We start from the raw sequence: 22,157 nt of genomic DNA, 5'->3' as shown, positions 1-22,157 counted from the left end.
GGTTGACGCTTATAGATTTAAGCCACAAGCCACAACCCGAACAAGCCTGCACCGTTTCCGATGCAGGCTTGCAACTCTATCTGATATGCAACGGCCGCATACAAGACATGCTTATTTGCCTGTGGTGGCAGCCCCAATAAAGTTGAGACCAGTGGTACCAATAGGCTTGTAATCGGCAATCCTATCGGCATAGTAGCCAGTAAGCATCTGACGGTGGAACAGCGGATACAGCGGCACTTGTTCGGCAATCAAGTCAAAGCACTGGTTCCAGAGCGTCTGTTGAGTGCTGCCGTCAGATTCAACGGCCTGCTGCATAAGGCTATGCAGCTTCTCGTAGCTTTCGCTGCCGCCCCACTGTGTGCGCTTCTTGGTCCAAGTATTATCGCCATACCACCAGTTCATAAGCAGGTCGGGGTCGTTGCCGAACACCGACGGGTCGCCCGGTGCCATGACCACATCAAATTCAGGATTGTCGGTGTCAGTGCGGTTTGCATACAACGACGAAGATGCCTGAGACTGAATGTCAACCTTGAGTACGCCTGTTGCTTCAAGATCGTTTTTGACCTGAGCAGACAGCGCCGTAATCCATGGATGGTCGGTCGTATCAAGTGTCAAGCTCAGATTGGTGACACCCGCTTCGGCCAAAAGACTCTTCGCTTTATCGGTGTCGTGGTCAAACACGGTAGAAGCGCGATGATAATTCGCATGGTTTTCCGGCAAAAAGCTCGTTGCTTTTGCAGCCAAACCACTCATGGCATTTGCAATCAGCTTGTCGACATCAATGGCATAGAAGAATGCCTGGCGCACGCGATTGTCATCAAACGGCGCCTTTTTCGTGTTGAACATAAGGAAGGGCAGATTGAAGCCCTGAACGCTATCGACGGTCACACCGGCGGACTGTAGCTGCGCCTGCATATCGGCCGGAACGCTTTCCATTACCATAACTGAACCCTCTTGCAGCGCCGTTGTGCGAGCGGTGTCATCTTTGATGATGTCCCATTTCATCGATTTATCAAAGGCAGAAAATTCACCGTTATAGTTCTCGTTAGGCGAAAACGTGATGGTCTTCTCGTCGATGGAATCATACTTCCACGGACCTGAGCCAACTGGCATAGCGGTCAGCTCTTCGTCGGTTGCTGACGAAGGAACAACCTTGATAAGCGATAAGCGCTGCTTCACCAACGAAAAAGGATATGCCAGTTTGAAGTCAACCGTTGAATCATCGGAAGCAGTAACGCTTTCGATAAAGGTTAAAAACGGAATGTAGAGGCTCTTCTGAGCGATAATGCGCTCATATGAAGAAACAACGTCGGCAGCGGTTACCGCAGTACCATCAGAAAACTTTGCATCATCGCGCAGCTTAACCGTGTATTCCGTATCGGAAACCTTAACGGGATCGCCCGCAGCTAGCGCTTGATACGGGGTGTATGTGCTCAAATTTAATTCGTAGAGACCCTCAACCACATGCCAGTTAGAACCCATAGCAAGAGCAGATGACGTGGTGGATGGATGATAGTTCTTCGTCTCATACGCGACAGCAGCTGTCAGTTCGCCTCCGCCTTGAGCACCCTGACTCATCGAGTTGGAAGACGATCCGCAGCCGGATAGGCCCAAGCCCATCGCCGCAGCCATAGTTGCGCCCGCAGCTACAAAGCTACGACGGCTCACTGTCAATTGATTCTTCCGCATGTATTCCCTCCTCGGTAAAGACACTCGCATGCAAGCACGTTCTCTGTAACACTGCTTCACATACGTTCACATATTTTCCCCCATCATGAGAGGTACTGTAAAGCTATTTCGGCAGGTTTTATGCCCAATAAAGCAAAGTGGGAGCGGGTGGAACAGATGTTTATTCATTCACCGCTGCAAACCGACCGCTCGCCTATAAGTATTTGGATCAGCTATGGTGTCACTACAACAACACGAATTTCGAATAATGATGCAAATTCTCGCAATGCGGTACTATCTTTTCTATGAGAAAGGGTGAGCAAGATTGCAAGTAAATCAATGGAGTGGATACGTCGGTGTATTCGATTCGGGCGTCGGTGGCATCAGTGTCCTGCGCAATTTAGTGCGCGAATTGCCCGCTGAAAACTTTTTGTACTATGGCGATTCTGCCCATGCCCCGTACGGTGATAAAACGATTGTCGAAGTGCGCAGCCTTTCAGCAAATATCGTTGAAACAATGCTCGCTCGTGGCGTTAAAGCTATCGTTATCGCTTGTAATACCGCCACAAGCGCTGCTGCAGAACATCTGCGCGAATGCTATCCAGGCCTACCCATTATTGGAATGGAACCAGCTCTTAAACCAGCCGCAATAAACCCGCAGCATCAAAACATACTGGTTATGGCAACTACTGTTACCTTAAAGCTTGACAAATTCCAGCAGCTTGCTCACACATGGGGCAGCCAATCTCATATCATCGCCCTTCCCTGCCCGGGACTTGCTGATCTCGTAGAAACAGGCGATCTCGATAGCGATGCTATACGAAGCTATCTTGCAGAAAAACTAGCCCCATATCGCGGGCAGGTCGACAGCGTCGTGCTCGGCTGCACCCACTATCCCTTCCTCAAACGGCAGATTCACCAGGTACTAGGAGCAGAAGTGCCGCTTTTTGATGGTGGGGCTGGCTGTGCACGACAAACACGACGTTTGCTTTCCGAAACACATTTACTTGTGAATACCCCACAAACAGGTCGCGTTATCTTTGAAACAAGTAGCGCTGATACGCAAACGCTCAAGCTCTACGAACGCCTCTTTAGTATTCCGCTTTCGACTGAGCAATAAATATACATGTGCACTCCTTAGTGCAATAGACTTACTGCATGAAACGACAAGCGATCTGTCGGACGTATGGGTATCTGCACTAAACCTGTATGTGCTCCACTGAGGAGGCGAGATGCGACCAATTACTTAAACATATAAAGAAGCGCTGAACCTCATCAGCACCTCTTTATAGAATCTTTTATACGCTATCGTCTTTTGAGGGACATGACAGCCCCGACAGAACAACAAACGACAGTTTTCTTTAAACCATACAGGTAGACTTACGCCGCCTTATTAGGAAGTTCACTTGTGCAATGCGGGCAGCGCGTAGCTGAAGCAGCAATCTCTTCCTTGCAGAACGGACACTCACGCACAGCTGATTCCTCTTGAGAGTCTTTCTTAGCAGATGCAATATGGCCTTCTGTCGTAGCAATTGCTTTAACAAGGCAAAACACAACAAATGCAACAAGAATAAAGTTGACGATTGCCTGGATAAATTTGCCGTAATTAAGCGTTGCTGCATTGTCGCCAGTACCAAAGGTAACTGCCAGAGAAGAGAAATCAGCACCACCAATCGCTAGCGATACTATTGGCATTACCACATCACTTACCAGCGAGGTGACGATAGCAGTAAAAGCTGCACCGATGATGATACCAACGGCCATATCCATCACGTTGCCACGTGATACAAATTCTTTAAATTCTTTGAGGAAGCCGCGCATGGGCCCCCCTTTCATATAAGGAAATGTGGTGGGCCCGGCCGGATTCGAACCGACAACCAAAGGATTATGAGTCCCCTGCTCCACCGTTGAGCTACAGGCCCGTTTGCGCGCCTGCTATTCTAGCGTATTGCATCACTCCGACTGAAAAACTACATAGCGACTATGTGACAGAAAAGGTATTGTAGATGTGCCGAGGCTTAATGCTCTCTCTGAGGTCGCATATAATCAAATAATGGGCCTATACACAAGGCGGTTGGAGGTGCAAAGTCCATGCAATGGCGTTTTCTCGACTACGATACGGCGGTTGACGCCCTGCGTGCAGAATTTGGCTTCGACTTCACTACTATCGGTCTTGCCCCTCATGTAGGGGCACCCCTACGTTGGGTTTATGCTTCAGGCGCCTCAGGTAACCGCTATTGTCGCATTGTTCTTTCACCAGGTCACGGTGTGGGCGGTATCGTACTTAAAGCTGGTCGGCCCATGCTTTTTACCAATATTGACGCCCAGCTTGATCCACGAAAGTATTCCAGTTATCCCATTATATTTGCTGAAGACTTGCGCAGCTTCTGCGCCCTTCCCTTGGTAAAAGCCAGCATAGAAGGTGAATCAGTTCACGGCGTTTTAGTGTGTGCATTCAGAAGCACTGACGCAAGTCATAAAGATATTTTTGCACGCCTGTTTAAAGAACTGGAAGATGGTTTCTGCAACTTTTCCGTGCGCTGCAGCGAATTTATCAACCTCAACGGTGCGCATACCGTAGGGCCAGATGAACAGGCAACCACCGACCAAAAAAACCGTCCTGCATCTGGCGAGGTCGCTATACAGCAAGCACAGGAAAGCGAGCGTCGGCGCATATCTCGTGAGTTACATGATGGGCTCGCTCAGGAGCTCTTGAGTGTTTCGATGCTCATTCGACAAGCTGAATTAAAGCAAAACAACCCCTCAACTGATACCTTACTTACCGAAGCACAATCAACGCTGCGTTGTCTTATGGACGACATCCATAAACTTTCGGTTGAACTACGCCCGCTTGCCCTTGATGACCTCGGCTTATCGGCAGCGCTTCGTGCTCAGGCGCAGCTGTACTGTAAAACATTTGGACCGCAGATAGACGTCGTGGATGAAACCAACGGCCAGCGCTTTCCTCATACCATCGAAACGCACGCCTATCGTATTGCACAAGAAGCCTTATTGAATGCCTGTAAGTACTCGCAAAGCGATCATATTAGTGTGCATATCGCAACGAACAATACACATCTTTTGATTCACATTCTTGATACCGGCTGCGGTTTCGATGTTGCTCATCCCCCCATCAGGGGACATGGTTGTGGCCTTGCCGGCATGAAAGAACGTGCGCGTTCCATTGACGGAACACTCGATATCACTTCAAATGAACGAGGTACACAAGTCGTGCTTCGTATACCTACGCCCACTGTCACACAAGAAGAATCTGCTGTGACACAGGAAGGAGCAGACAGCCTATGATCGACGTTGCTATTGCCGATGACCATGCCGTTGTCCGACAAGGATTTGCTTTTATTATCAATTCTCAATGCGACATGCGCGTTGTTGGAGAAGCAGCCGACGGCAAAGAAGCCTATGATCTTGTTGCACGGGTTGAACCACACGTGCTACTGCTTGATATTTCAATGCCGCCTGGCGAAAACGGACTGATTGCCTGCGAGCGAATATCATGCGATTTCCCTAGCACACGGATCATTATTCTTACCATGTTCGAAGAAACCGATTATCTCTTCTATACTCTGCGTGGCGGAGCAGCGGGCTACGTGCTTAAAAATTCTTCAACCGAAGTGCTCCTTGGCGCAATTAGAAAAGTAGCTACTGGGGAAACGTACATTGAACCAAATATGGCGCAAGCACTATCGGGAAAACTTCATGGCCAGTCTGGTGTGGCTGAAAAGAACCCGTATCATGAACTATCAAGCCGTGAATTCGAAATATTTTCTCTGTTGGCACAAGGGTATACAAACAAAGAAGCCGCCGACAAGCTATTTATTTCCGTAAAAACCGTCGAAACGCATCGCAGCAAAATATATGCAAAACTTGGCGTAAATTCACGTGCCGAACTCGTCCATCTTGCTCTTAAATATCACTTGCTCGACCTATAGGCGAAGCAAGCCTAGCACGGCGTGTATTTACCTAGCCAGCAAAGTACAAATAGCAGCAATCGCTGCAATGCTTGAGCCAAATATGGTGTCCAATTATCTAGTGATTTTTGACCGAATAAAGTACATATTTCACTATTCACGCTAACCAGCAAAAAGCGATGAAATCATAGGGGCGTACCCCATGATAAAGATAATCACCATCAACACTGGTATGCCGTAAGTACACCAAGGACGTAACCAGCGGGGAAATTTAATACCCTCACCAGCATCAACTTCGGCCATTAAGTTATCCCAACCCCAGCCAATTTTCCACGTGCAGAAGATCGTCAAGATCAAGGCGCCGAGTGGCAAAATGTTGTTCGAGACAATGAAGTCTTCGATGGCTTGGATATTACCGATACCCGGAAGCTCAAAGCCACTCCACACGTTGAAGCCCAGCGCACAGGGGATGCTCAAAACCGCAAGAATACAGACATTCATGAGCACTGCTTTTTTGCGCGAAAAACCCCAGCGGTCTTCAACCCAGGTCACAAGCGTTTCAAATACTGCAATAACCGTTGAAATAGCCGCAAAACTCATAAAGACAAAGAACAGTGCACCCCAGATTTGGCCAAAGGGCATTTGACCAAACACGATAGGCAGTGTCACAAACACGAGCGACGGACCAGATTCAGGACTCACGCCGAACGCAAAACAGGCAGGAAAGATAATAAGCCCTGCCAAAACAGCAACCAGTGTATCGAGCACCGTTGCTGAAAGAGCTTCACCTGTCAGACTGCGATCACGGCCAATGCGCGATCCAAAGATAGCCATACCGCCCATGCCAACCGACAAACTAAAGAATGCCTGACCCATAGCGGCATACAGCGCATTACCAAATGTGGCGAACTTTTCGGGTAGGGTATCGCCCGCAAAAAGATGACTGAAGTCGGGCTGGAGATAAAACGCAAGACCACCTTCGGCACCAGGCAGTGTGACGGCACGGATACAGAGCGCTATTAAGATAATAAACAAGCCCGCCATAAGGAATTTTGCCACGCGCTCAACGCCCTTTTGCACACCAATAAACGATACAACAGCACCAATAGCAACGGAAACAAGCATCCAAAATACCAGCTGTCCTGGATCAGCAATCATCGAAGCAAAGGCAGCTTGCGAAACTTCACTTTCCGCCGCCGCAAACTCACCAGAGCCCAACTTGAAAATATAAGCAAACATCCAACCACAAACAGTGGTATAGAACATAAGCAGGACCATCGAGCCGATATAGCCCCACCACGAAAACCACTGAAAGTTACCCTGTGCGGGCAAAATATGGAACGACCGAGCCGTACTACTCTGGCTAGCACGTCCGACGGCAAATTCCATCACCATAACGGGGAGGCCTAAAATTGCAAGGAATATAAGGTAGATAAGAATAAATGCCGCGCCACCGTATTCGCCAGCAATATACGGAAAACGCCATACATTACCAAGACCAATGGCACAACCCGCTGCCACAAGGATAAAACCGAGGCGCGAGGCAAAATGCTCGCGTTCTTTTTCTTCCATCCCTCTTGCAACCTCCCTGCGTAGACATTATGCAAGACACGCTACCATATTTCACCTGCTAATACCTCTGTCAATGGGCAAGAAGAGTGGAAATGGGTGAAAGCAAAGGTACTATGGTTATGAAACGCAACAACAAAAAAGCCCCATTGCTGGGGCTTTTTGGCTTCACTGGTGGACTGTCGGGGACTCGAACCCCGGACCTTGGGATTAAGAGTCCCCTGCTCTACCAACTAAGCTAACAGTCCGAAATGGTGGACTGTCGGGGACTCGAACCCCGGACCTTGGGATTAAGAGTCCCCTGCTCTACCAACTAAGCTAACAGTCCGAATGTCGCAAAACGACGCTATGAAACCTGTATAAGGTCTTGTCAAATGCGCTGGGGTGGATAGTGGGACTTGAACCCACGACCTCCAGAGCCACAATCTGGCGTTCTATCCAACTGAACTACATCCACCATAGGCGCAAGCAAGTATTATACGGTTGGCTCATATGCGGTGCAAGGGAAAGTTCCACCCGCTTAGACCCTTCGTATTTTCTCCTGAAGTTCGGGCCACAGCTAGACATCGGAGCACGAACTGCCAAACAAATACTGCTGACCACTGCATCCAAAGTTTGTACCTCTCACCATATCACCGACGCGGACAACCAAATATCACCGACCTGTCATCCAAAAAAACCTGTTATCACCTATATGTCTTGTTGTGGCAGTGCTATGCGAGCAGAAAACCTGCAATTTCACCGTACAATAAGCACGACCATCCAGTAATAGATCAACCAGGAGCACCATGGCTACTCTTGAGCTTATTATTCTGCTCTTCGTTGCAGTCCTTATATCAGCCGTACTCGAGCGCGTTATCCCTCGGGTTTCCCTTCCACTTATTCAAATCACGCTCGGCTTGGTAATCGCAGTACTTTCGCTGAATCCTGCTGATGTTTCACTGAACCCAGAATTTTTTCTCGTGCTGTTTATCGCACCGCTTCTGTTTCATGATGCCAAAGAGTCCGACAAACTTGCTCTCTGGAAAAATCGGCGTGCAATTCTTTCTCTCGCCGTCGGACTTGTGATTGTCATCATGCTCGCCATTGGCTTTACAGTAAATTTACTTGAGCCTTCTATCCCACTGGCAGCCGCGCTCGCTTTGGGGGCAGCACTTGGGCCAACTGACGCAGTAGCAGTTGCTTCACTTTCTTCTGTGGCGAAACTTTCTCGCACGGAACGTGCCCTATTATCAGGCGAATCGCTACTCAATGATGCGACAGGCGTTGTCGCGTTTCAATTTGCTATAGCAGCGGCGACAACCGGTACATTTTCTGTCTTAGAATCGGCTGGATCATTCGTTGTGCTTTTCACGGGTGGGTTAATTTTCGGCCTAACAGCCGGATGGATAGCGCAGTGGCTCCAAGACATACTGCGCAAAGCCGGACTCGACTCAACAACGTTTCACGTTATGTTCGATGTTTCGCTGCCCTTTGTCATCTATGTTGCATCCGAAGCACTCGGAGTAAGTGGCATTATTAGCGTGGTGGCAGCTGGTCTTATCATGAGCTCGGTTGAAGACCGTGAAGTCAGTCCAAGCGCTTCGCGCCTAAGCATTGTCAACAGTAGCGTATGGGGGGTGCTTTCATTTGGGTTAAATGGCATCGTATTCACTATGCTCGGCATGGAACTGCCTAATGCTTTTCAGAGCACCTGGGATGATGTAACTATCGGTAATCAGACCGTTATCGGATACGTACTAGCGATCACCTTTATTCTTATCGCCGTGCGCTTTATATGGGTAGCGGTCATGAATTACTTTGTTCCCTCACTAAAAGAACGACTGCGCTCAACCCTTATTACCACTATCGGTGGCCCTAAAGGTGCCGTCACGCTTTCAATTATCTTTTCGATCCCCTATGTCATCAGTAACGGCGGTGGATTCCCTCAGCGTCATCTCATTATCTTTTTGGCTTCAGGCGTTATTCTTTGCACCCTGTTGATTGCCAATTTCCTTCTGCCTCTTCTTGCTCCGAAAGGCGAAGACGAAACCTCTAATGCAGCAGAAAAAGAAGTAAACGCACGTATTGACATCCTCAGACGTGTTATCGAACGGCTTTCAGCGGCGCGCAGTGAAGTCGGCATGCAAGCGACCGCAGCGGTAATCAATTCCTATAACCGACGTATTGAGCGCATACAAAACGCAGCTGATCTTGAAAGTGAATCAACAACCGCACTGCGTATCGATGTTATTGAACACGAGCAAAGTCATCTTTTTGAACTTATTGAGGCCGGCGATGTTGAAGAATTTCAGGCGTATCGCTATTTGCGCCGTCTTTCGAAGATGCGCACCTATCTTATGCATCGCGACGAGTCCCCCTTTGACCTCCATCGGCTTCACCATTTGTATTCGCTTATAGTGAGCTATTTAAGAACCGGCCGTCAACGTGTGCGTCAGAGTGAGGATGGTGCCGCCGCCCTTGATGTCCAGGCGCGCAGCCAGGCTGAAGCTATTCGTTATTTGCATACCTTAATGCAGAAGGAAGAGAACTCCTACCCCACTGAAGTGATTGCCAATGTGCTTTTGACGTATCAAAACGCATATCGAGCAACGCAGCAGAGTCGGCCAAGTATCACGCAATATACGTCGGTTTCAGACCGCATCGAAACCGTTGAGCGGATGGCTTATCGCTTTGAACTTGATGAAATACAAGACGCGCTCGAAGCAGGTGAAATCGACCGAAAATGCGCCAAAAATCTCAACGAAAGTGTCTACCTTATGATGGTCGATCTCGAAATGAATTTATAACAACCAGCACCAGCAATAAGAAGTGGTAAGACATAAACAATGCGCACACGCTTGGGTAATAAACCACGGTAACGTGTGCGCCGGTAGTTCGCTTATGAAGCCTTTGAAGATACGTAGACCTTCGTTAGTATTGAACTTTCGAAGATTGTTACATCTTCGTTGATATCGAGACTCTGAAAACTATTACATCTTCGTCGGTGCTGAAATACCGAGCAAGCCAAGCGATATTTCAAGTACGATACGCGTGGCATCAATCAATGCAAGACGTGCATTCTGAAGGCTTTCATCTTCCGTAATAACGTGGCAGTTGCCATAGAACGCATGGAACAAGCCAGCAAGATCTTGGCTGTAGTGCGTTAACCGGAACGCCGCCCGATCACGCGCAGCACTTGCGACAAGATCCTGCAGACCATCCATCTTACGCATCAGATCGATTTCCGATGGATGTGTCAGCCCTGTTAAATCAGCATGAGCAGGAATAATGGCATGTGCCAATTCATTCATCGAAATCTCACCCGATTCAGCCTTCGCAGCAAGATCAGCCGGCGCCGCCTTGCGCAAGATCGAGCAAATGCGCGCATGAGCGTACTGCACATAATAAACGGGGTTTGACGCATCGCGTTTCTTGGCAACTTCGATATCGAAATCGATGGTCTGATCAGAGCTACGAGAAAGCATCATCCAACGGGTGGAATCGACACCTACCTCGTCAATAACCTCTTCGAAGGTAACCATTTCACCGGTACGCTTGCTCATACGAACGGGCTTACCGTCGCGGAACAAGTTAACTAGCTGGCCAAGCATCACTTCAAGTGCGCCAGGATAGCCCCAGGCAGCCAGCATAGCTTCGCAGCGAGCAACATATCCATGATGGTCGGCACCCCATAGATCGATAAGATGCTCGAAACCACGCTGCATCTTGTCGTAGTGATACGCAACATCGCTGGTGAAGTACGTGGTTTCACCGTTACTCTTCATAACAACGCGGTCTTTGTCGTCGCCAAATTCCGTGCTCTTAAACCACACAGCACCATCAGATTCGTAGATATAGCCCTTTTCGCGCATCGCATCGATAGCTCGATCGACCTGGCTTTTGCCATCAGCATCTTTCACGTAAAGTGAACGTTCGGAAAACCACTTATCAAAAGTGGTACCAAAGGCATCGCAAATACGATGCTGCTCGGCAAGCTCAAACTGATACGCACGCTCACGGAAGTTAACGCGACGCTCGTCAGGATCGGCATCAAGCCATTTATCACCATCTGTATCGATGATTGACTGTGCGATATCTTTGACATAACCACCTGCATAGCAAGATTCAGGCATTTCAACATCGCGACCGAGCAGCTGCTGATAGCGAACTGCTACCGACTCGCCAAAATTATCCATCTGGCTGCCATGGTCGTTAATATAGTTTTCTTCGTAGACGGTATATCCGGCATGGCGCATAACACGTGCCGTTGCATCACCGAGCGCTGCCCAGCGGCCATGACCGACATGGAAAGGCCCCGTTGGGTTTGCGGAGACATACTCGATGTTGACATTTGTATAGCCTTCTTCAATCGTGCTCTTTCCAAAGTCGACACCATCTTGGCGCACCTGAGCAACTACCGACTGAAAAGCCGTAGGAGCCAACTTGATGTTAATAAACCCAGCACCAGCAATGTCAACCGAATCGATTAAATTATTTGCGGGTATATGATCAACGATCGCCTGAGCAATCTGACGTGGATTCGTGTGTGCGAGCTTTGCGCTTCGCAGGGCAACCGTAGAAGCCCAGTCGCCGTTTGCAAGGTCGCGCGGTCGCTCCAATGCAGCTTCGGGTGCTTCAGTAAGGGCAAGGCTCTCGTCTTCAATAGCGGAGCGAATAGCTCCGTTGACGAGTTGTTCAAGTTGTTCGCGAATTTGCATAGTTCCCTTTCAAACGACTCGATCGGCAGTACATGATTTTAGACACTATACCGCAACGCACCCTTCACCTGAGCAAGCGAATACAGAACGCATATCTTACCTGCAATTTAGAAAGATTTTGCATAGATAGGAAAGACAAAAACTCCCCCGCATCCAACGACACGAGGGAGTTTACATTACTCAACTACGCAAAATAATTAAGCGTATTGCTGGTAAAACTAGTCGAGCGTAATAACCGTACCGGTTTCACCACGCAAACCAGCAGCAGCGCATTCAAGGCTTGTAATAAGAGCCTTGCCCTGTGGATACTTGCGCACATAGTTGATGCACGCCTGCACTTTCGGAAGCATCGATCCAGGGGCAAATTGACCCTGCTTGATGTACTCTTCAGCCTCAGCAACCGTCATGTGCGAAAGTGCTTCTTGATCGGGCTTGCTAAAGTTAATGCAAACCTTTTCGACCGCCGTTAAGATAACAAGCATGTCAGCTTTGAAGTCGCTTGCGAGCATAGAAGCAGAGTTATCCTTGTCAATAACAGCCGGAACACCCTGATATCCGCCATTTACTTCAAAGACGGGAATGCCGCCACCGCCAGTGGAAACGACAATATAGCCTTCATCCATGAGGTCCTTGACCGCATCAAATTCAACAATGCGCTGTGGAATAGGGCTTGCCACAACACGACGCCAGCCGCGACCAGCATCTTCTTTCACGGTGCAGCCTGTCTTAGCAGCCATGTCTTTGGCCTCTTCTTCGGTCATAAAGGCGCCAACTGGCTTTGTTGGATTCTGAAATGCCGGATCGGAAGAATCAACCACTGTTTGTGTGACTAGATTTGCTGTTGAGCGTTGGATACCACGATTTTTCAGCTCGTTCAAAATAGCCTGAGACAGATGGTAACCAATATAGCCCTGACTCATCGCACCGCACTCTGGGAAGGGCATGGGCGGTACCTTGTTTGCCGCATCTTTCGATGCCGCATCAAAGGCATTGTTAATCATGCCAACCTGAGGACCATTGCCATGGGTGATGATGGTGTTTACTCCGTCGCCAACCATATCAACAATATGACTGGCGGTATTTTTAACAAGCTCAAGCTGCTCTTCGGGAGTGTTGCCGAGGGCGTTACCACCCAATGCGATGACTACGCTTGGACCTTTGCCTTTCTGATATGGCATCGCTGCCGCCTTTCTCTTAGATAGAGATTCCTTACATGGAAACTTTTTCATCGATGAATGCCAGATGCGTAAACCACTGACAGGTAGGATCATCGAAGAGACTTGAAAAGGATGTCTGGCAGCTGTGTATAGCCAGCTGCCAGATTAATCCAATGTATAGCTCAATAATAACCCGCTATACGGTATCGCTTAAGCACTTACGATAATGTTGCGTACATAACCGCCTTGATAGTGTGCATGCGGTTTTCAGCTTCATCAAATACGCGGGACTGCTTGCCCTCAAACACCTCGTCAGTAACTTCCATCTCGGTAATACCAAACTGCTTAGCCTTTTCAGCACCAATAGTGGTGTTGGTGTCATGGAAGGCAGGCAAGCAGTGCAGGAAGATAGCCTCAGGCTTAGCAAGAGCCATAACATCTCTCGTTACGCGATATGCCTCAAGTTCCTTAATACGGCTTGCCCACACTTCATCAGGTTCACCCATGGATACCCACACATCAGTGTAAATAACATCAGCACCGGTAACACCTTCACGCACATCGCTCGTCAGCTTGATGGTGCAACCATTGTCTGCAGCAATAGGCTTGCAAGCCTCAACCACGTCGTCACCCGGCATGCAATCCTTAGGCCCGCAAGCAACAAAGTTTAAGCCAAGCTTAGCGCATACAACCATGAGAGAACGAGCAACGTTATTCTTTGCATCGCCCATGAAAACAAGAGTGCGACCTGCGATATCATCGCCGAACTCTTCCTGAATAGTCAAAATGTCAGCAAGCATCTGAGTGGGATGCCATTCGGTGGTTAAACCATTCCATACCGGCACCGTCGCGTTGTCGGCCAGATCCTGAACATCCTTCTGAGCAAAGCCGCGGAATTCAATACCATCATAGAAACGCTCGAGCACGCGGGCGGTGTCTTCAATAGACTCTTTCTTGCCCATCTGCGAGCTGCCCGGATCGAGATAGGTCACACCCATGCCAAGGTCAAGGGCACCTACTTCGAAAGCACAGCGTGTACGGGTAGAAGTCTTCTGGAAAAGCAGAACGATATTCTTGCCTTCAAGATAGCGATGCGGAGTACCCGTTAGCTTCAGGTTCTTGAACTCGCGAGAAAGCTTCAGCAGATACTTGATCTCAGACGTTGAGAAATCAAGCAGCTTCAGGAAATCGCGTCCAGAGAGGCTCGTAGGCATAATGTTTCCTTTCTATCTTATATATGCGGTCTTGCATATATACCTAAAACTTCCGAGCAGGTGGGTGGAGCACCCAGGGTAGTTTGACGTCTCTCGATAGCTCGGGAATCGAGAAGACCAAATACCCCAAGTGAGCACCTCTTTCAAGAGAAGTGCCCACTTGAGGAGGTGCATCTTAGATATCCTCGCGCCAAGCGGGCATGCTCATGCAGCGTGGGCCACCACGACCGCGGGAGAGCTCAGCTGAGGGCACGACCTTCAGATCAAGACCCTGCTTGTAGAGAAAATCGTTGGTTACCTCGTTGCGCTCATAAACCGCAATAGTACCCGGACGGATGCACAGGGTATTTGAGCCGTCGTTCCACTGCTCACGCTCTGCAGCAATACGATCGCCCGCACCGCACTGCAAAAGCTTAACCGGGCAGCCAACATACTTAGCCAAGATGCTCTCAAGGTCACTATCGAGACGCTTAACGGATACTTCTCCGCCTGCGGCAGGAGTAAGTTCAAAGACGGTTAAGGGTCCTAAGATACCCGGATGGATCGTGAACTTGTCACGGTCGATCTGTGTAAACACCGTATCGAGGTGCATAAACGCACGAGAGTTGGGAATATCAAAGGCAAGGATCGTGTCAATGGAGCTCGTCTCATCGGCAAAGATGCCACGAGCGAGCGTGTCAATAGCATCAGGTTCGGTACGCTGAGAGATACCAACAGCCAATACATGAGAGTTCAAGTTCAAAACGTCTCCGCCTTCAATGTGGAAGGCCCAATCACGACGATAGTAAAGCGGTGTGCCCTTGAAATCAGGATGATTGTCAAAGATGTACTGACCATAGAGGGTCTCACGATTGCGGGTAACCGAATACATACGATGTACAGTTACCCCCGTGCCCACCATAGCAAAGGGATCACGGGTGAAGTACAGGTTTGGCATGGGGTCAACCACCATCTTGGTGGGGCTTGACACCAAGTCGATAAGGCTGCCAGAGCGATCGACATCAAGTTCGGCTAAATTGATGCCTTCCATGGTCTTTTCAACCAATGCCTTAGGATCGGCATATTCGCTATTGAGGTAATCACGAATAATACCTTGCCACTTTTCGGTATGAATACCAGCCTCTTGGGTCCACTGAGCAATAAACTCATCGCGCAGAGCAGGATTGTCACGAATGACATCTGCCATGAGATCCTCAAGGTAGACAACCTCGACGCCCTCATCGCGCAAAACCTGTGCGAATGCGTCATGTTCGTCTTGGGCTACCCGCAGAAACGGGATGTCGTCAAATAACAGACGCTCAAGTGTGTCAGGGGTGAGGTTTAATAGCTCCTTGCCGGGCCGGTGAAGGATGACCTTCTTGAGCGGGCCGATCTCGCTCTTAACGTTGACTCCGGTCATATACGTCCTCCTTTTGCTTGATGCATGGAATAGGAATAAAACGCATGCCGAGCATCCGGTCGGTGTCTTCAGCGCCGGCACGAGCAAAGCATCTCACGCCTGTGGAGGACTTGCAAGGAGAATTTGTAAGAATTTTAAATAGTTAGTTTTTCTCCTACTAACGGTTGTTTTTATCGGTAAACGGTACTTTACTTTTTGGACTCTCATGCTTTAAAAAGCATCAGTCTTGATAGAAAATTGCTATTCATCAGGCTATTTCTCTGGTTTAGAGTGGGTGTATTTCATAAACACAGATATGTCTTCCTGTCAATATGCGCCAAATTGCATAATTACGTATTCCAATACGTAATTGCTCACTTTTACGTGCGAACTACCCATCGTGATGCTGTCCTGTGCCAGAGAGGTTTATCGCCGTTAGCTCCCATACTTATCCCCTCTTAAACGCCAGATCGCTACCGATATGTATCCCACAACTAACGGTTCCCTTACACATCAAGTGCGGTGAGTAGCATCAAAACAAGGACATCCTACACTGGGAATAATCTCTTTTATTGGGCTATTAAAACAATGAAGGGACACGTCATGAATCTGAAAGAAGCGGTACGTGAGCGGCATGCAGTACGTGCCTACTCACCGACTCCCCTATCGGCTGACTTACTTGATCGCTTGCAAGCAGAAGTTGGTGCTTGCAATGAAGAAGGATCACTCCATCTACAACTTGTCCGCGATAATCCCGCTGCTTTCAATTCGTTTTCAGCTCGCTATGGTCATTTTGAAGGGGTACGTTCATACCTCTGCTGTGTTGGCGCAAAGTCAGACACGCTTGAACAGCGCATTGGGTATTACGGCGAGCGTATAGTACTGCTTGCACGCACGCTTGGTATCGACAGCTGTTGGGTTGCCATGACCTATAGCAAACGCAACGCCGCCTGTGTAGTACGCAAAAGAGAACGCCTTGTGTGCGTTATTACGCTTGGCTTTGGAAAAACCCATGGTGTTGAGCATCGTTCAAAGGACCGTGCCGAGTGTTTTAGTGTTCCAGCTGGCATGCAAATACCTGCCTGGTTCAATGAAGGTATCGATGCCGCAATGCTTGCACCAACTGCAATGAATCGCCAGAAGTTCCACATCAGCCTTCTTAAAGACGGAACGGTCTGTGCACAGTCAACCGCACGAGGATCAATGTCCAAAATCGATCTTGGTATTGTTAAGTACCACTTCGAGGTCGGCGCGGCACCCCAAATCGTTCATTGGAATTGCACGAAGAATAATAAGTAGCTTATTTTTCACCGCGCGTGTTGTCATGTACCTGATGTGCAGCAAGCATCTGCTGGAACATTGATCGTGACTCATTGAAATCGGTTGGAAGTACCACTGTAGAGGCACGGCCTTCCTTAGCAAAGGTAGTCATCATTTCAGTAAACTGCGTATAGAGGAACAGCTCGTTTGCCTCTGCTTCACTTACACCCGATTCTTTAATGGTATCAAGCGAATCCTTAATACCCTGCGCAATAGCAATGCGCTGAGCAGCAATGCCACGGCCGGTCTTTTCCATAGCCTCTGCTTCAGCTTGAGCACTCGTCACGCGTTTAATCTTATCGGCATCAGCTAGTGACTGCGCAGCTTCGCGCTGGCGCTGCGCCGCATTGATATCGTTCATTGATTTCTCAACTGAAGTTGGCAAGTTAATACCCGTAATAAGCGTGGATACTAGTGTCCAGCCATAGCTCTGCATAGTGCCCGCCACGTTAGCATTGACATCACGCGCAATATCGTCCTTTTTACTAAAGACATCATCAAGCGTATATGCCGGTATGGAAGAGCGCAATGCATCCGACAGATAGTCCTGCATCTGAGAAATCGGATCGGCCAACATGTAGAATGCCCGATACACGCCCGATTGCACAGCATTTCCATTGCCATTGTCATAATCGACATGATACTGAGCAGACACTTCGAGCACGATTGTCACATTATCGGATGTCTTGGCATCGAGACGGAAACTAAGTTTCCCCGTCTTCATGGAGAGACAAGTTGCCTTGCGCTCAACCACTGGAATAAGCAAATGGATGCCAGGACCTGTAATACGATTGAACTTGCCAAGACGTTCAATTACCACAGAATTTTGCTGTGGCACGATATAAATACCGAGTGGCAAACAAATAACTACCGTAATAAAGAGCACTATTGGAAGTAATGCAAGCAATGATAACATGGCCGATCCTTTCCGTTGCAAAAGTAAAAACGCACCTTATAAATATAAAAACACACTTCACACAGTGAAAACGCACCAAAACACGCCGCTCTAACGTGTTGTGCGCACATCACTATGAAAAAGGGCGCCACGCTGACGCCCTTTAAAAGCGCTGGTGCGCCCAGCAGGACTCGAACCTGCAACCGCCGGATTAGAAGTCCGATGCTCTATCCATTGAGCCATGGGCGCAGTCATAAAATGATTTGACTATCTTACCGTATATTTACCCGATCGATAGGATGTGAGCGTAATCAAGGAACGATTATCATCTCCGGATTATCCCTATCAATAATCTCACGAGCTACGATTTCTGCACCGAAGTATGTCTGAAGCAACCGAGCAAATTCATCGACCATCGTATCGAGTTCGTTTCGCCGAGCTGGATCGAGGTTTTCGGTAATAAGTATTGCGTTACGAGAATCATCCTGAAGAGCAGTGCGTACACCATCGCGCCAATTAAAACAACGACAGATAGCGCCCGCGTCGTCGCGATAGCACAATTCTCCTGCAAGGGTAGGATCGTCAGCGTCTTCACCAATAGGTTGAAAAGCATCGCCCCCTTCGGTTATTCCAAGACGCACATTACCGACAAACGAGTCAACATCTTCGCCTCCTACAGGGAAGGCATACTTTAATGACAGCGCATTATACAGATCAACTGAAGGCGTAATACTGCCAACCGGATTACCCTTGAGCACCCGTTTGAGCAGGCTTTCAAGTGAACAACGGACACCCTTTTTTGTTTTGAAGCGCCGATAGGCATCGCGCCAAATAGCGACAACCGAATTTTCAGATATCGTGTTACTTTCGAGATACTGATCGGCCTGCGCATTGGAGGTACGCAAAAGATTCACGATAACCTCGCGATCCGCCGCAGTAATCTCGTCAGCTGTCTTCATGTTGCGCACCACGAGAATGCCAATAGAAGCATCGGGAAATAAATCCCAAAAAGACTGTTCAGCAATAAATTTTTGCATATACCACATTCCTCACATCCAGCGTGCTATCTACCATAAAAGTCTTCAGATATCGCTTGTGGCAAAAACATCCGACACTATGTCAAGGTATAGCCCTTGTAGCTTCTAGTAAAAACAGCTTAAAAAATATTAGCCGTGCTTCCCCCTACCTAGAAGCGTACTGCCAATTTTTCCTGTAATACGATCGGGTTCTATACGCCATACTGCCGTACCACGGCAATTTGATGACTTTTCCATTCGCTCTGCATCAGTCCAGCTGATGAGATATTTATCACAAAGCGCTTTCAGTCCCTGATAGTGTTCCTGTTCATCCTGCACAAGAACGGCTCGTCCAAAGACGATAACGCTCAAAAAGTCGGCTGAATATTTCTGCTCGTTCGTTTTATCAGCAGCAACGACCGTAAAGCACACATGCTCATCGGTAGTAAGGGCATCATATCGCTGCCCAGCACAGGCGGTATGTATCCATAAAAAGCCATCGGCCCAGGCAAATGAAATAGGAGCGGCATAGGGGTAGCCCCCTTCCCCTTTTACGGCAAGCACTCCATGAAGGATTGTTGGGTCGGCGAGAATGTGCTTTGCTTCCGCATCATCAAGTAATTGTCGATGCCGACGCATATCACGCATAAGTACTCCTACCTTTATGTTCGCCGCAGACTCGTAAAGCTACGATAAGCCAGCCCAGATAGCAATCTTGGGCGCATACCCCATAACAAGAATAACAATAATGAGTGCTGGTATACCAAATGAAATCCATCCACGTGCCCATGCGGGGAACCGCACACCCTCGCCCGCGTCAGCTTCAGCCAGAAAGCCCTTCCAGCCCCAACCACCGCGCGTCACGCAAAACACTACGTACAAAAGACTACCAAGCGGCAGTAGATTGTTTGACACAATGAAGTCCTCGATGGACTGGATATCACCAATTGCCGGTATAGTAACGCCTGACCACACATTGAATCCGAGAGCACACGGCACACTTAAGACGGTCACCATAAGCGCGGTTCGCCAAACGGCCTGCTTACGCGACCAGTTCCATTTATCCATCGCAAAACTGATAAGGTTTTCAAAAACCGCGATGATGGTTGAGAGTGCCGCAAAGCTCATAAACACAAAGAACAGCGCACCCCACAGCTGCCCTAATGGCATCTGATTAAAAATGCTCGGCAGGGTGACAAATACAAGTGATGGACCCTGACCAGGATTTACCCCAAAGGCAAAGCAAGCTGGAAAGATAATGAGTCCCGCCATAATAGCCACGAAGGTATCAAGTCCGCAGATGCGAAGAGCTTCCCCCGTCAGTGAACGCTCTTTGCCAATATAACTACCAAAGACTTCCATTGCAGAAATACCAAGCGAAAGTGTGAAGAAAGCCTGTCCCATGGCGGCGTAGACCGCATCACCGAAGGTTCCCCATTGTTCCTGTGGTGTACTACCGGCAAAAAGGTGGCTGAAATCGGGAATCAAATAAAACTCGAGACCAGCCTGTGCGCCTGGTAAAGTAACAGCGCGAATAACAAGCACGATAAGAATAGCTAGCAGAGCGCCCATCATTACCTTGGTAATACGTTCAACACCCTTCTGCAAGCCAAAGCTGCAGACGATAAAACCAATAATGACGGAGGCAAGCATCCAGCCAACCTGCACGATAGGATCCCCCAACGATGAGGTAAAGGCAGCGCCAACCGCATCGGCAGATGCATTGTTGAATTCGCCCGAGCCAATTCGAAAAATATACGAGAGCATCCAGCCGCCCACTGTAGTGTAGAACATCATCAACACGAAGCAGCCAATATAGCCCCACCAGGAAAACCAATGCCACCGCTTACTTGGCTGCAGTGTGTCAAACGCAAGCGCCGAACTCTTCTGGCTCGCACGACCCACCGCAAATTCCATCACCATTACCGGCAGACCAAGAATCACGAGAAAGACCAGGTACAGCAATACAAAAGCAGCGCCACCATACTCGCCAGTAATATAGGGGAAACGCCATACGTTACCTAAACCAATGGCACAACCTGCGGAAATAAAAATAAAACCGAGGCGACTGGCGAATCGTTCACGCGAAGCGGGATTGTTCCTGATAGATGATTCTTCTTCGGTGGCGATGGGAATCACATCCTTGCTGTTCTCTAGGCTTTTATATGGAATGCGCATCACTATACCGCATTAAAGCAGCCGAGGGAACAGGCAAAACGTCCCAGTGGAGCCAAGTAGCCGGTTACCTATACGATAGATCAATTCATGTGGCTGATTATCTACCCAATCAGCCAACCATAGCGTGCGGCTATCTATGCAGCGAGACCCCACTGTTGTTTCCCGGCGTAACCACTAGCCACACGTCTAGTTATCTACGCTGTCTAGTTATCTATGATATGCGGCTAGTGGCTACTCAACTTCATCCATAGCGCGATTGGCTAATTCATCTGCTTTAATATTGCCCACATTATCGGCATGACCCTTCACCTTGTTAAAGGTAATGTCGTTAAATTTTTCTCGTTCAGCCAAAAGTTCCAGCCACAGATCTTTATTTGCTACCGGTTCCTTTTTTGAGTTAACCCAGTTTTTCTTCATCCACCCATATATCCACGTTGAAATGCCGTTATAGACATAGGCACTATCGAGGTAGACATCGACGCCCACGCTTTTATTCTTAATGGCGCGCAGGCCTTCGATGCAGCCGGTTAATTCCATCTTGTTATTGGTTGTATTGCGTTCGCCGCCGAACAATTCTTTGGTGTGAGACCCCCAGATAAGATAGGAGCCCCAGCCACCAATATTGACTTTTCCCTGGTTGCCACGGCAACCGCCGTCGCAGTACAGCTGCACCCGCTGACTCATGCACAATCACCCGATGCATCATGGGTATATATAGCGCAGTTCATTGGCGTTTCGTAGACCTCTACCTGCTCAACAGGGAATCCTGCCTGATCAAGTTTAGAGAAAAAGTGCCGAGCAAAATTTTCAGCCGTCGTGCGGAAAGGGACCATAGTGAGGTGAAAGCCCTCACGCGCGAGACAGTCGAGTGTGTCAGGAGCAAGGGTTCCCTCTTCAACAATAAAGGTATGATCAAACGCCGCGGTAAGATCGCGGAGCGTCTGCTTGAACGACGAGAAATCCATGACCATATCGCGTTCGTCTCCAGATGGCATAAGGCAAGCCGACCCAAGTATTGCGACAACACGCCAGCGATGACCATGCAGGTTTTCACACTTCCCGTGATACTCAGCAAGAAAGTGAGCGCCGTCAAAGTAACTTTCGGTTTTTAACCCGTACATCTATTCCCTTCC

General features: G+C 48.7%; 18 protein-coding genes and 5 tRNA genes. 5 read left to right on the top strand and 18 right to left on the bottom strand.

The genetic code is table 11. The features are described 5' to 3' along the window. Positions 1-111 precede the first annotated feature (111 nt). The gene (locus CCUR_RS03310; protein WP_012803066.1) at positions 112-1,689 is read right to left on the bottom strand and encodes an ABC transporter substrate-binding protein; all 1,578 of its coding nucleotides are present in this window, start codon (positions 1,687-1,689) and stop codon (positions 112-114) included. A gap of 304 nt (positions 1,690-1,993) precedes the next feature. On the opposite strand from CCUR_RS03310, the gene murI reads away from it, so the two are divergent. Further along, positions 1,994-2,788, top strand: coding sequence for a glutamate racemase (gene murI / locus CCUR_RS03305; RefSeq protein WP_012803065.1), 795 nt, complete (start codon positions 1,994-1,996; stop codon positions 2,786-2,788). Positions 2,789-3,048: 260 nt separating this feature from the next. Here murI and mscL read toward each other — a convergent pair whose 3' ends face one another. Both mscL and CCUR_RS03295 read right to left on the bottom strand, forming a co-directional pair. Then, positions 3,049-3,489 (bottom strand): large conductance mechanosensitive channel protein MscL, encoded by a 441-nt coding sequence (gene mscL, locus CCUR_RS03300; RefSeq protein ID WP_012803064.1) that lies wholly within the window; start codon positions 3,487-3,489, stop codon positions 3,049-3,051. Between the two features lie 26 nt (positions 3,490-3,515). After that, positions 3,516-3,590, bottom strand: a tRNA-Ile gene (locus CCUR_RS03295). A gap of 169 nt (positions 3,591-3,759) precedes the next feature. Here CCUR_RS03295 and CCUR_RS03290 point away from each other — a divergent pair. Continuing rightward, positions 3,760-4,974, top strand: coding sequence for a GAF domain-containing sensor histidine kinase (locus CCUR_RS03290; protein WP_012803063.1), 1,215 nt, complete (start codon positions 3,760-3,762; stop codon positions 4,972-4,974). Next, a complete protein-coding gene (locus CCUR_RS03285) occupies positions 4,971-5,618 on the top strand; it encodes a response regulator (protein WP_012803062.1) in 648 nt (215 codons plus the stop codon). Before CCUR_RS03290 ends, CCUR_RS03285 begins: the two co-directional genes overlap by 4 nt. Positions 5,619-5,759: 141 nt before the next feature. Here CCUR_RS03285 and CCUR_RS03280 read toward each other — a convergent pair whose 3' ends face one another. The 4 genes from CCUR_RS03280 to CCUR_RS03265 form a co-directional block, all read right to left on the bottom strand. Continuing rightward, a complete protein-coding gene (locus CCUR_RS03280) occupies positions 5,760-7,169 on the bottom strand; it encodes a sodium-dependent transporter (RefSeq protein ID WP_012803061.1) in 1,410 nt (469 codons plus the stop codon). A 169-nt stretch (positions 7,170-7,338) separates the two neighbouring features. Then, a tRNA-Lys gene (locus CCUR_RS03275) sits at positions 7,339-7,414 on the bottom strand. Positions 7,415-7,418: 4 nt separating this feature from the next. Continuing rightward, a tRNA-Lys gene (locus CCUR_RS03270) sits at positions 7,419-7,494 on the bottom strand. Positions 7,495-7,546: 52 nt separating this feature from the next. Then, positions 7,547-7,623: transfer RNA gene (locus CCUR_RS03265), tRNA-His, on the bottom strand. Between the two features lie 331 nt (positions 7,624-7,954). Between CCUR_RS03265 and CCUR_RS03260 the strand changes: the two genes are divergently transcribed. Further along, positions 7,955-9,955: a cation:proton antiporter gene (locus CCUR_RS03260; RefSeq protein WP_012803060.1), complete on the top strand. Its 2,001-nt coding sequence runs from the start codon at positions 7,955-7,957 to the stop codon at positions 9,953-9,955. Positions 9,956-10,138: 183 nt separating this feature from the next. Here the strand turns inward: CCUR_RS03260 and argS are convergent, their stop codons facing one another. The 4 genes from argS to CCUR_RS03240 all read right to left on the bottom strand — a co-directional run bounded on the left by argS (position 10,139) and on the right by CCUR_RS03240 (position 15,636). Continuing rightward, a complete protein-coding gene (gene argS, locus CCUR_RS03255) occupies positions 10,139-11,866 on the bottom strand; it encodes an arginine--tRNA ligase (protein WP_012803059.1) in 1,728 nt (575 codons plus the stop codon). A 218-nt stretch (positions 11,867-12,084) separates the two neighbouring features. Then, on the bottom strand, positions 12,085-13,044 hold the full coding sequence (arcC, locus tag CCUR_RS03250) for a carbamate kinase (RefSeq protein ID WP_012803058.1): 960 nt from the start codon (positions 13,042-13,044) through the stop codon (positions 12,085-12,087). 197 nt (positions 13,045-13,241) lie between these two features. Beyond that, positions 13,242-14,237 carry an ornithine carbamoyltransferase gene (gene argF / locus CCUR_RS03245; RefSeq protein ID WP_012803057.1) on the bottom strand — a complete coding sequence of 332 codons (996 nt, stop codon included), beginning with the start codon at positions 14,235-14,237 and terminating at the stop codon, positions 13,242-13,244. 175 nt (positions 14,238-14,412) lie between these two features. Next, positions 14,413-15,636, bottom strand: a complete 1,224-nt coding sequence (locus CCUR_RS03240; protein WP_012803056.1) for an arginine deiminase — start codon at positions 15,634-15,636, stop codon at positions 14,413-14,415. 582 nt (positions 15,637-16,218) lie between these two features. On the opposite strand from CCUR_RS03240, the gene CCUR_RS03235 reads away from it, so the two are divergent. Continuing rightward, the gene (locus CCUR_RS03235; RefSeq protein ID WP_012803055.1) at positions 16,219-16,914 is read left to right on the top strand and encodes a nitroreductase family protein; all 696 of its coding nucleotides are present in this window, start codon (positions 16,219-16,221) and stop codon (positions 16,912-16,914) included. A 1-nt stretch (position 16,915) separates the two neighbouring features. On the opposite strand, the gene CCUR_RS03230 is transcribed toward CCUR_RS03235, so the two are convergent. The 7 genes from CCUR_RS03230 to CCUR_RS03200 all read right to left on the bottom strand — a co-directional run bounded on the left by CCUR_RS03230 (position 16,916) and on the right by CCUR_RS03200 (position 22,145). Then, positions 16,916-17,851 carry an SPFH domain-containing protein gene (locus CCUR_RS03230; RefSeq protein WP_012803054.1) on the bottom strand — a complete coding sequence of 312 codons (936 nt, stop codon included), beginning with the start codon at positions 17,849-17,851 and terminating at the stop codon, positions 16,916-16,918. Between the two features lie 152 nt (positions 17,852-18,003). Beyond that, positions 18,004-18,079: transfer RNA gene (locus tag CCUR_RS03225), tRNA-Arg, on the bottom strand. 62 nt (positions 18,080-18,141) lie between these two features. Next, positions 18,142-18,867, bottom strand: coding sequence for a B3/B4 domain-containing protein (locus CCUR_RS03220; protein ID WP_012803053.1), 726 nt, complete (start codon positions 18,865-18,867; stop codon positions 18,142-18,144). 129 nt (positions 18,868-18,996) lie between these two features. Then, positions 18,997-19,494 (bottom strand): pyridoxamine 5'-phosphate oxidase family protein, encoded by a 498-nt coding sequence (locus CCUR_RS03215; RefSeq protein WP_012803052.1) that lies wholly within the window; start codon positions 19,492-19,494, stop codon positions 18,997-18,999. A 39-nt stretch (positions 19,495-19,533) separates the two neighbouring features. Then, complete coding sequence (locus tag CCUR_RS03210) at positions 19,534-21,024, bottom strand: sodium-dependent transporter (RefSeq protein ID WP_083771572.1); 1,491 nt, start codon at positions 21,022-21,024, stop codon at positions 19,534-19,536. A gap of 231 nt (positions 21,025-21,255) precedes the next feature. Next, positions 21,256-21,708: a ribonuclease HI gene (rnhA, locus tag CCUR_RS03205; protein WP_012803050.1), complete on the bottom strand. Its 453-nt coding sequence runs from the start codon at positions 21,706-21,708 to the stop codon at positions 21,256-21,258. Then, entirely contained in the window at positions 21,705-22,145 is a 441-nt protein-coding gene (locus CCUR_RS03200; RefSeq protein WP_012803049.1) for a 6-pyruvoyl trahydropterin synthase family protein, read from the bottom strand. The genes rnhA and CCUR_RS03200 overlap by 4 nt, the downstream gene beginning before the upstream one ends. Positions 22,146-22,157: the final 12 nt, after the last annotated feature.

The sequence above is a fragment of the Cryptobacterium curtum DSM 15641 genome (assembly GCF_000023845.1).
Taxonomy (GTDB): domain Bacteria; phylum Actinomycetota; class Coriobacteriia; order Coriobacteriales; family Eggerthellaceae; genus Cryptobacterium; species Cryptobacterium curtum.
Note: the sequence above shows the minus strand (reverse complement) of the source record. Positions and strands in the feature narration are given on the sequence as shown.

Excerpts from the sequence above, each read along its gene's own strand:
- CCUR_RS03310 (WP_012803066.1), bottom strand. The coding sequence starts at position 1,689 with ATGCGGAAGAATCAATTGACAGTGAGCCGTCGTAGCTTTGTAGCTGCG.
- mscL (WP_012803064.1), bottom strand. The coding sequence starts at position 3,489 with ATGCGCGGCTTCCTCAAAGAATTTAAAGAATTTGTATCACGTGGCAAC.
- CCUR_RS03290 (WP_012803063.1), top strand. The coding sequence starts at position 3,760 with ATGCAATGGCGTTTTCTCGACTACGATACGGCGGTTGACGCCCTGCGT.
- CCUR_RS03285 (WP_012803062.1), top strand. The coding sequence starts at position 4,971 with ATGATCGACGTTGCTATTGCCGATGACCATGCCGTTGTCCGACAAGGA.
- CCUR_RS03280 (WP_012803061.1), bottom strand. The coding sequence starts at position 7,169 with ATGGAAGAAAAAGAACGCGAGCATTTTGCCTCGCGCCTCGGTTTTATC.
- CCUR_RS03260 (WP_012803060.1), top strand. The coding sequence starts at position 7,955 with ATGGCTACTCTTGAGCTTATTATTCTGCTCTTCGTTGCAGTCCTTATA.
- argS (WP_012803059.1), bottom strand. The coding sequence starts at position 11,866 with ATGCAAATTCGCGAACAACTTGAACAACTCGTCAACGGAGCTATTCGC.
- arcC (WP_012803058.1), bottom strand. The coding sequence starts at position 13,044 with ATGCCATATCAGAAAGGCAAAGGTCCAAGCGTAGTCATCGCATTGGGT.
- argF (WP_012803057.1), bottom strand. The coding sequence starts at position 14,237 with ATGCCTACGAGCCTCTCTGGACGCGATTTCCTGAAGCTGCTTGATTTC.
- CCUR_RS03240 (WP_012803056.1), bottom strand. The coding sequence starts at position 15,636 with ATGACCGGAGTCAACGTTAAGAGCGAGATCGGCCCGCTCAAGAAGGTC.
- CCUR_RS03235 (WP_012803055.1), top strand. The coding sequence starts at position 16,219 with ATGAATCTGAAAGAAGCGGTACGTGAGCGGCATGCAGTACGTGCCTAC.
- CCUR_RS03230 (WP_012803054.1), bottom strand. The coding sequence starts at position 17,851 with ATGTTATCATTGCTTGCATTACTTCCAATAGTGCTCTTTATTACGGTA.
- CCUR_RS03220 (WP_012803053.1), bottom strand. The coding sequence starts at position 18,867 with ATGCAAAAATTTATTGCTGAACAGTCTTTTTGGGATTTATTTCCCGAT.
- CCUR_RS03215 (WP_012803052.1), bottom strand. The coding sequence starts at position 19,494 with ATGCGTGATATGCGTCGGCATCGACAATTACTTGATGATGCGGAAGCA.
- CCUR_RS03210 (WP_083771572.1), bottom strand. The coding sequence starts at position 21,024 with ATGCGCATTCCATATAAAAGCCTAGAGAACAGCAAGGATGTGATTCCC.
- rnhA (WP_012803050.1), bottom strand. The coding sequence starts at position 21,708 with ATGAGTCAGCGGGTGCAGCTGTACTGCGACGGCGGTTGCCGTGGCAAC.
- CCUR_RS03200 (WP_012803049.1), bottom strand. The coding sequence starts at position 22,145 with ATGTACGGGTTAAAAACCGAAAGTTACTTTGACGGCGCTCACTTTCTT.